Origin of the sequence: Nocardioides alcanivorans (assembly GCF_021555175.1) — a bacterium.
Taxonomy (GTDB): domain Bacteria; phylum Actinomycetota; class Actinomycetes; order Propionibacteriales; family Nocardioidaceae; genus Nocardioides; species Nocardioides alcanivorans.
This window is the reverse complement of record NZ_JAKGRW010000044.1, coordinates 60,268-67,211: the sequence shown is the minus strand read 5'-3', so window position 1 is coordinate 67,211 and position 6,944 is coordinate 60,268. Positions and strand designations below refer to the sequence as shown.

The following is a 6,944-nucleotide window of genomic DNA, read 5'->3' as shown; positions in this document are numbered from 1 at the left end:
ATTTTAAAAACGCTTGCGTTTTTGCATGTTTTCATCGAGGTAGACCGACGTGATGCCGTGGGCCTTGGCCAACCAGAAGAACGGTACGGCGACACCGGCCCCGGTGGAGACCACCACGTCGGGGCGGTAGGCCTTGAGCAGCTTGCGCGCGAGTCCGGTGTTGCGCGCCAGGTTGGGGAGGTTGCGGGTGGTCGGGTGGTGGGCCCAGGTGACCTCCTCGTCGGCCAGCTTGGTCACCGCGTCCTCGGTCTCGAAGGTCACCCAGTGCCGTTCGTGCTCGCCCCACCACGGGCGCAGGCACAGCAACTGGGCCAGGTGGCCCCCGATGATCCGACAAGCAGAACGCGCATTCCCTGTCCCCACAGAAACGATTTGGCGTGGGTTCCGAGACCGGAACCCACGCCCCAACCCTAGGAACGCGGGGGCCGCGGGGCATGCCCGAAATAGGCGATCTACTGGCCCGGAACCGGATCGGCTCAGGCCTGCGGCGGGGCCCAGTGCGCTCGACGTGCCAGACCCACCGCTGCGATCTGTGAGGAGACCTCGAGTTTGGACAGGATCGACTTCACCTGGGTGCGCACCGTCGCCTCGGAGACGACGCTCAGCTGCGCGATCTCCTTCACCTGGCGTCCTTCGAGGAAGTGACCCAGCACCTCGGACTCGCGCCGGGTCAGTCGCTCGAGCTTGGCGCGGGCATCACGCACCGCGGCCTGCCCGGCCTGCCAGAAACGCAGCAGGTCGGCGCGCTCCTCGCCGTCGATCACCGGCAGCCCCTGGCTGACCTTGCGGATGTTGGCGGCGATGTCGTTGAGGGGCGCGCTCTTGGGCAGCACGTTCTTGGCGCCGTGCGCCAGCACCTCACCCCACCGGGCTCGGTCGGTGTTCCCGGTGACGACGAGCACTGACGTGCCGGACCGAGTCAGCGGTTCCACCAGCCGGGCCCCGTTGCCGTGGCGTCCGAGGTCGAGGTCGAGCAGTACCACGCGCGGCGTGGAACGCAGGATCGAGGGAAGCAGGGTGCTGATGTCGCGGCCCGGCTCGCCGAGTGACACCCGCCTGACGTCGTACCCCTCGAGTCCCAGCGCGAGCACCAGGGATTCGGCGAAGAGGGTGTGGTCCTCGACCACGGCTACTTTCACGCGCTGCATTCGGCCGCCAGGGGAAGGATGACCGCGAAGCGAGCTCCGCGGGGACTGGGGATGAGGCGCAGGTCGGCGCCGTGGGCGCGCAGGCCCTTGCGTGCGGCGTGGAGACCGAGGCCCTGCCCCGTCGAATCGGTGCCGTGGGCGCCACGGTTGAAGAGGTGCTCGGTCAACCCTTCGGGGAGCCCAGGACCGTCGTCGGCGACGTGCAGCACCACGCTGGTGGCCAAGCGGGTGGACCAGATCTTGATGCGGGCCCCCGGGGCGTGACGTTTGGAGTTGCACAGCAAGACGTGGACGGCGGTGGTCAGGATCTCCCGGTCGGACCAGACGGTCAGTCCGGACGGGCGGATGTCCACGTCGCACCCCTGGGTGCGCAGTGAGATCACGAGGGGATCGAGGACCTCGTCGAGGGCCACCCAGGCCTCCGTGTCGGCGCTCGCGTGATGGGCGCCGAGGATGGCCTGGAGCCGGATCATCTCGGAGTCCACCATCGACTGGAGGGCGGTCACCTGCACCCGCTCCAGCCGGTGGGCCTCGGTGGCGAGCAGGTGGGAGGCCGTGCTGAGGCCAGCGATCGTGGCGCGTGCTTCATGGAGGAGCTCGGCATCGTGCTCGACGACGTCCTCGGCCCGCTGCGCGCGTTCCGCCAGCTCGGTCAACCGGAGCAGCTGCTCCTGATGGGCATCATGGGTCAGGGCCAGGCAACTGGCCAGGATCTGGAACGTCGCGATCGTGCTGATGACGGCGCCGGCGGTCGCAGGCAGGGTGACCGGATAACTGCTGACCGCCAGGAAGTGGTGGTAGCCGATCCCCAGGGCGACACCGATCATCAGGTGCCAGGCGTAGGGGGTGGGCAGCCAGGAGAGGTTGATCACGAAGACTCCGCACACCAGCACCGTGAGCACGAAGCAGACGCTGACCAGCACCACGACCCAGGGCGGGTCAGGCGTGACGAGGGACCAGCCGACGAGCAGGCGCAGGCCACTCAGGGCAAGCCCCGCTCCGAGTCCGAGGAACAGCGGGTGGCACCAGGCGATCGGCGCGCGTCCGCGCCACGCGGCGCGGACGGCCAGGACCAGCACCAGCATGACCAGGAAGTCGACGGGGGAGATCCTGCTGTCCCAGCGAGGGGCGTCGGTCGGCAGGTAGCTCTGCGGCAGCAGGTAGACACCGACAGTCATCAGCCCGAAGGCCACCCAGGCAGAGCAGTCCTCGTCACGGTAACGCCACGGCACCAGCAACAGCAGTGCTCCACCGATCATGGAGACGGTGAAGCACAGTTGGGCAGTCGCCGAGAGCGAGGTCATGGCCTCGGGCCCGATCACGAAACTGAGCGCGATCAGGCCCGTGGTCGCAGCAACGGCTGCAATGACCAGTGTCTGAGTGAATCGCTCACGCTGAGCGAGCCGACCGTCGATTCCCCCCGGGTGCCGACGATGACAGGAGTGACCCCCGAATGATCAGTGTCCTGCACCGAACCAGTGATGCCGGTTGGCGCCGCTCCTCGTGGCGGATAGGTGTCTGCCACGAGGACACCATACGTCCCGATGTGTCCCAAGTCACCAAGCTTGGGGACGTTACCCAAGATTGGGGAGCGTGCCGTCGCCCGGGTGCCGGGAAACGGACTCACCGGCCAGCCGGCATCCCGCATCGACCACGCTGGGGATGTGTGGCCGATTGACACCGGGGCGACCGACCGGTGAGCCGCTCGTGTGCCCTGCTCGTCTCCCACCATCCTCCTGCGCGAGCGCGGGTGCGTCCCCAAATTCGGGGTTAGTTCCGCTCCGACGACCCATCCGGGGCCCTGGGCCGTCCACGATGGCGTCCCGACATGGGGGACGGGCCCTGTCACGAGCACGAGGGGAGCTGGGAGGTGGCGATGCGAGCCAGCCAGCGCACCGGAGCGGTCACCGCACTGCTCCTCGCCCTGCTGCTGGGCGTCCTCGGTGCCGCCTTCGGCTGGACGGTCTCGGAGCGGGCCCAGCGCACCCACTCCGCGACGGCGGTGGTGTTGTTGACCCCACTCGAGGGGAACCCGTTCAACCCCGATGCCCGCGAGGGGGTGCTCAGCCTCGAGACCGAGGCTCGCCTGGTCACCTCCGACGCCGTGAGCAGGGTCGTGGCAGCGGAGACCGGTGGCGAGATCACGAGCCTCCAGAGCAGTGTCTCCGTGGAGGTCCCGCCCAACACCCAGTTGCTCCGCATCACCGTCGAGGACGAGGACGAGGCCAGGGCAGTGGTTGTTGCCGACAGCTTCGCCGCAGAGTTCCTCGACTACCGGGCGACCCGCACCAAGGCAGCTGTGTTCGACCGGCGGGCCCACCTGCGTGAGGAGGTGCGGACGGCGCGCGGGGAGTTGGCGGGGCTGACCCGGCAGCAGCGACGCCTGGAACCGGACTCGGCGGAGCGGATCCTGGTCGACCAGCAGGTGTCAGCGGCTGCAGTCCAGGTCTCGCAGCTCCAGTCGGAGCTGGCGGCACTGGGCTACGTCAGCGAGGACCCCGGCCAGGTGGTGACGCCGGCGCAGGTGGCGGCGCCCGGACTCCTGGGGCGCCCGTTCCTCGGCGCCGCGGTCGGCGGAGTCCTGGGCGTCGCAGTCGTCCTCGGCACCTTGGTGCTCCGCCGAGGGCGTACGGTCGGCTCGGCCCTGGACCTGACCACCGCTGGGCACGACGTGCTCGGCCACGCAGACGCACCGGACGGCGTGCGTGCCCGGCTGCTCCTGGCCCACCCCGATCGTCCGTTGACCTTGCTGCTCGCCGAACCGTCTGGGACGGGCCAGGCCGCTCCGCTCGCGGCGGCCTTCGCCGACGACCTCGCCACCGCGTTCGCCCGCGCCCACCTCACGACGGTGCACGTGCGCCTCGCCCCGGTCGCGCCTCAGGAGGCCGACCCCGATGCGGACGTGCGGGTGGCGCCCGGCCTCGAGGAGGTCCTGCTCGGCAAGGCCGACATCGACGAGGTGCTCCACACCGAACGCGAGTGCCTCGCCACGCTCACTCCCACCACCGAGCCGCTCCGCGAACCCTGGGGTGACCTGCTTGCCTCGCCGGCGCTCGGCAATCTCCTGGCCGACCTCCGCGAGCGGGCGGAGATCATCGTGATCTCGGCAGCCACGTTGCCCGGAGCCCCCGGCGAGCTCCTGCTGGCCCACGCCGACCACGTGTTGGTGCGGGCCGTCGGCAGGAGCACCAGGGCTCGCGATCTGGACCTCGCGTTGGAGGCTGCCGCCGCCGGACCCGCTGCGGTCGGAGTGGTCCACGACGTACGTCGCCGGGCGCCGCGGGCGGAGGTGGTCGCCCGATGAGTCACACGACGCGCGCCAGGTCGGAGCACACCGAGCAGCACCTGGCGGGGATCGCCCGCGGAGGAGTGCTGGGCCTGGCGGGTTCGGTCGTTGCCGGTGCGGCGGGCTTCTTGCTGGTCGTCGTGGTGGCCCGCGGGCTGCCCCTGCACGGCGCCGGCACGTTCTTCGCCATCACCGCTGCGTTCGTGCTGTTCCAAGGACTTGCTGCGGTCGGCACCGACACCGGGTTGGCCCGCTTCCTGCTGCGCCACGAGGCCGCCGCGGACAGCGCCGATCTCCTGGCCACGGTGCGGGGCGCCCTGTCGGCCAGCGTCGGCATCGCATCGTTGGTCGCGGTGGCCGGAGTGGTGACCGCGGGGCGGATCGGCGCCACTCTCGGCTGGGACACCGACGCCGTGCTGGCGTTGCGGATCGCCCTGGTCGCCCTGCCCGCAGCGGTGCTCGCCGACGGGTGCCTGGCCACTGCCCGGGCCCTGACCGAGATCCGCAGCACCGCGCTGGTCGATCGGCTGCTCAGGGCCGGGTCACAGCCGGTGCTGGTACTGGTCGCGGTCGTGGCCGACGCGGGCCTGGTCGGTGTCACGGCGGCCTGGGCGCTCTCCCACGTGCTCGCCGCGATCGCCGGGGTCGCGGTGCTGAAGCGCACGCTTCACCGGCGTGGCCACGACGGCCTCCGCACGGCCGGTTGGGGGAGCCGAGCGTTGTGGCGGGAGTTCTGGAGCTTCACCTGGCTGCGCGGGCTGGCCCGGCTCGCCCAGATCGGCATGCAGCGGGCCGACATCTTGTTGGTCGCGGCGATCGTCTCGCCGACGGGTGCCGCCGCCTACACCGTCGCCACCCGCTTCGTTCCCCTCGGACAGATGACCACTCAGGCCGTGCAGCAGGTGCTTCAGCCGCGGCTGACCCAGATCCTGGTTGCCGGCGACCGTCGTACGCTGCGCGAGGTCTATCAGGTGTCGACGGCGTGGAACATGGTCCTCGCCTGGCCCCTGTATCTGGGCGTGATGGCGCTCTCGACCCATTATCTGGGCATCTTCGGTGACGCTGCCGGTTCCGACGGGGCCCGCCTCGTGGTTCTGGTGATGGCCGCCGCCATGCTCGTGGCAGTGGCCTCCGGGCCGGTGGACACGGTCCTGCTCATGTCGGGACGAAGCCTGGCCAGTGCCGGGAACGCCGTGACGGCGCTCGTCGTCGACGTCGTGCTCTGCCTGGCCCTGCTGCCGGTGTGGGGGATCGTCGGTGCAGCCGTCGCCTGGGCGGCCGCAGTCATGGTCAGGTGCGGCCTGGCCTTCTGGCAGGTGAGCCGTTCCCTGCACGTCCATCCGGTCTCCCGCACGACGGTGCTCGCCGCGTCCGTGACGGTGATCGGGATCGGCGTTCCCTGCTGGCTCTTCACCGTGCTGGGGATCGACGGTCTCTGGCTGGTGTTCGCACTGGCGGTCTGCGCCGCCGGCTACCTGGTGGCGCTCCATCGGGCGCGTGAAGGCCTGGCCCTGGACCAGGCATGGGCCGCACTGGGAGTGAGGGATCGAGAGGCATGGAGATGACCGGACACACGGCAGCCGAGGTGACGGAGCGAGGCAGCGTTCCGGTCGGCCACGGGAAGAGGACACGTCGCTGGAGTCGCGGAGTGAGGGACGCGCTGCCACCTGGGCTGCGTCGTACGGCCCGCAGGATGGGACTGGCCTGGGGCATGGCGACGGCCCGTTGGCGGCTGCTACCCGACATCATCGTCGTCGGCGCCCAGCGTGCCGGCACCACGACCCTGTTCCGACTCCTCGAGGAGCACCCGCAGCTGGTGCGCCCGACGCTGGTGAAGGGGACGGGATTCTTCGACGACGACTTCCACCGGGGGATGCGCTGGTACGCCGGCCACTTCCCGCTGCGCTGGTCTGCGCGGTCGCTCACCAGTGGCCCTCCGCGCAGCTTCGAGTGCAGCGGCTACTACCTTTTCCACCCGTTGGCGGCGGAGCGGATCGCCCGTTGCCTCCCCGGCGTGCAGGTGGTCGTGATGGTGCGCGACCCCGTCGAGCGCGCGCACTCGGCCCACCGGCACGAGCGCGCCCGGGGCTTCGACGACGTCGACTTCGAGGAGGCGGTCCGGCGCGAGCCCGAACGCCTCGCCGGCGAGGGTGAACGTCTGGTCGCCGTCCCCGGCTCGACCAGCTTCAGTCATCGCCACCACGCCTACCTGGGACGCAGTCACTACGCGCATCAGGTGCGACGGCTGCGCGAGGTGCTGGGCCCCGAGCGGGTGCACCTGGTCGAGGCCGACCGTTTCTTCGCCGAACCGCAGAAGGAGTTCCGGCGACTCCAGGAGTCGTTGGGACTGGATCCCTGGGACTGCGGTGAGGTCGAGGCGTGGAACGCGCGTCCCGGCGCCGGGCTCGAGCCTGGGCTGCGGAAGCGATTGCGCGCCGAGTTCGCCGAGGACGACGACGAACTCTCCATCTGGCTCGGACACGCACCCATCTGGCACGAGGAAGGCTGAA

6 protein-coding genes are annotated in these 6,944 nt (G+C 70.3%); 3 read left to right on the top strand and 3 right to left on the bottom strand.

Annotated elements, in window-relative coordinates:
• Positions 1 to 3: 3 nt before the first annotated feature.
• The 3 genes from L1066_RS19175 to L1066_RS28000 all read right to left on the bottom strand — a co-directional run bounded on the left by L1066_RS19175 (position 4) and on the right by L1066_RS28000 (position 2,470).
• Positions 4 to 363, bottom strand: a complete 360-nt coding sequence (locus tag L1066_RS19175) for a glycosyltransferase family 28 protein (RefSeq protein ID WP_235737800.1) — start codon at positions 361 to 363, stop codon at positions 4 to 6.
• Positions 364 to 476: 113 nt separating this feature from the next.
• On the bottom strand, positions 477 to 1,148 hold the full coding sequence (locus L1066_RS19170) for a LuxR C-terminal-related transcriptional regulator (protein ID WP_235737799.1): 672 nt from the start codon (positions 1,146 to 1,148) through the stop codon (positions 477 to 479).
• The gene (locus tag L1066_RS28000) at positions 1,136 to 2,470 is read right to left on the bottom strand and encodes a sensor histidine kinase (protein WP_235737798.1); all 1,335 of its coding nucleotides are present in this window, start codon (positions 2,468 to 2,470) and stop codon (positions 1,136 to 1,138) included. The genes L1066_RS19170 and L1066_RS28000 overlap by 13 nt, the downstream gene beginning before the upstream one ends.
• A gap of 506 nt (positions 2,471 to 2,976) precedes the next feature.
• On the opposite strand from L1066_RS28000, the gene L1066_RS19160 reads away from it, so the two are divergent.
• Genes L1066_RS19160 through L1066_RS19150 form a run of 3 tightly spaced genes read left to right on the top strand, consistent with a single transcriptional unit; the run spans position 2,977 to position 6,943 of the window.
• Positions 2,977 to 4,452, top strand: a complete 1,476-nt coding sequence (locus L1066_RS19160) for a hypothetical protein (protein ID WP_235737797.1) — start codon at positions 2,977 to 2,979, stop codon at positions 4,450 to 4,452.
• Positions 4,449 to 5,999 carry an oligosaccharide flippase family protein gene (locus L1066_RS19155; RefSeq protein ID WP_235737796.1) on the top strand — a complete coding sequence of 517 codons (1,551 nt, stop codon included), beginning with the start codon at positions 4,449 to 4,451 and terminating at the stop codon, positions 5,997 to 5,999. The genes L1066_RS19160 and L1066_RS19155 overlap by 4 nt, the downstream gene beginning before the upstream one ends.
• Positions 5,996 to 6,943 (top strand): sulfotransferase family protein, encoded by a 948-nt coding sequence (locus tag L1066_RS19150; protein WP_235737795.1) that lies wholly within the window; start codon positions 5,996 to 5,998, stop codon positions 6,941 to 6,943. Before L1066_RS19155 ends, L1066_RS19150 begins: the two co-directional genes overlap by 4 nt.
• Position 6,944 lies beyond the last annotated feature (1 nt).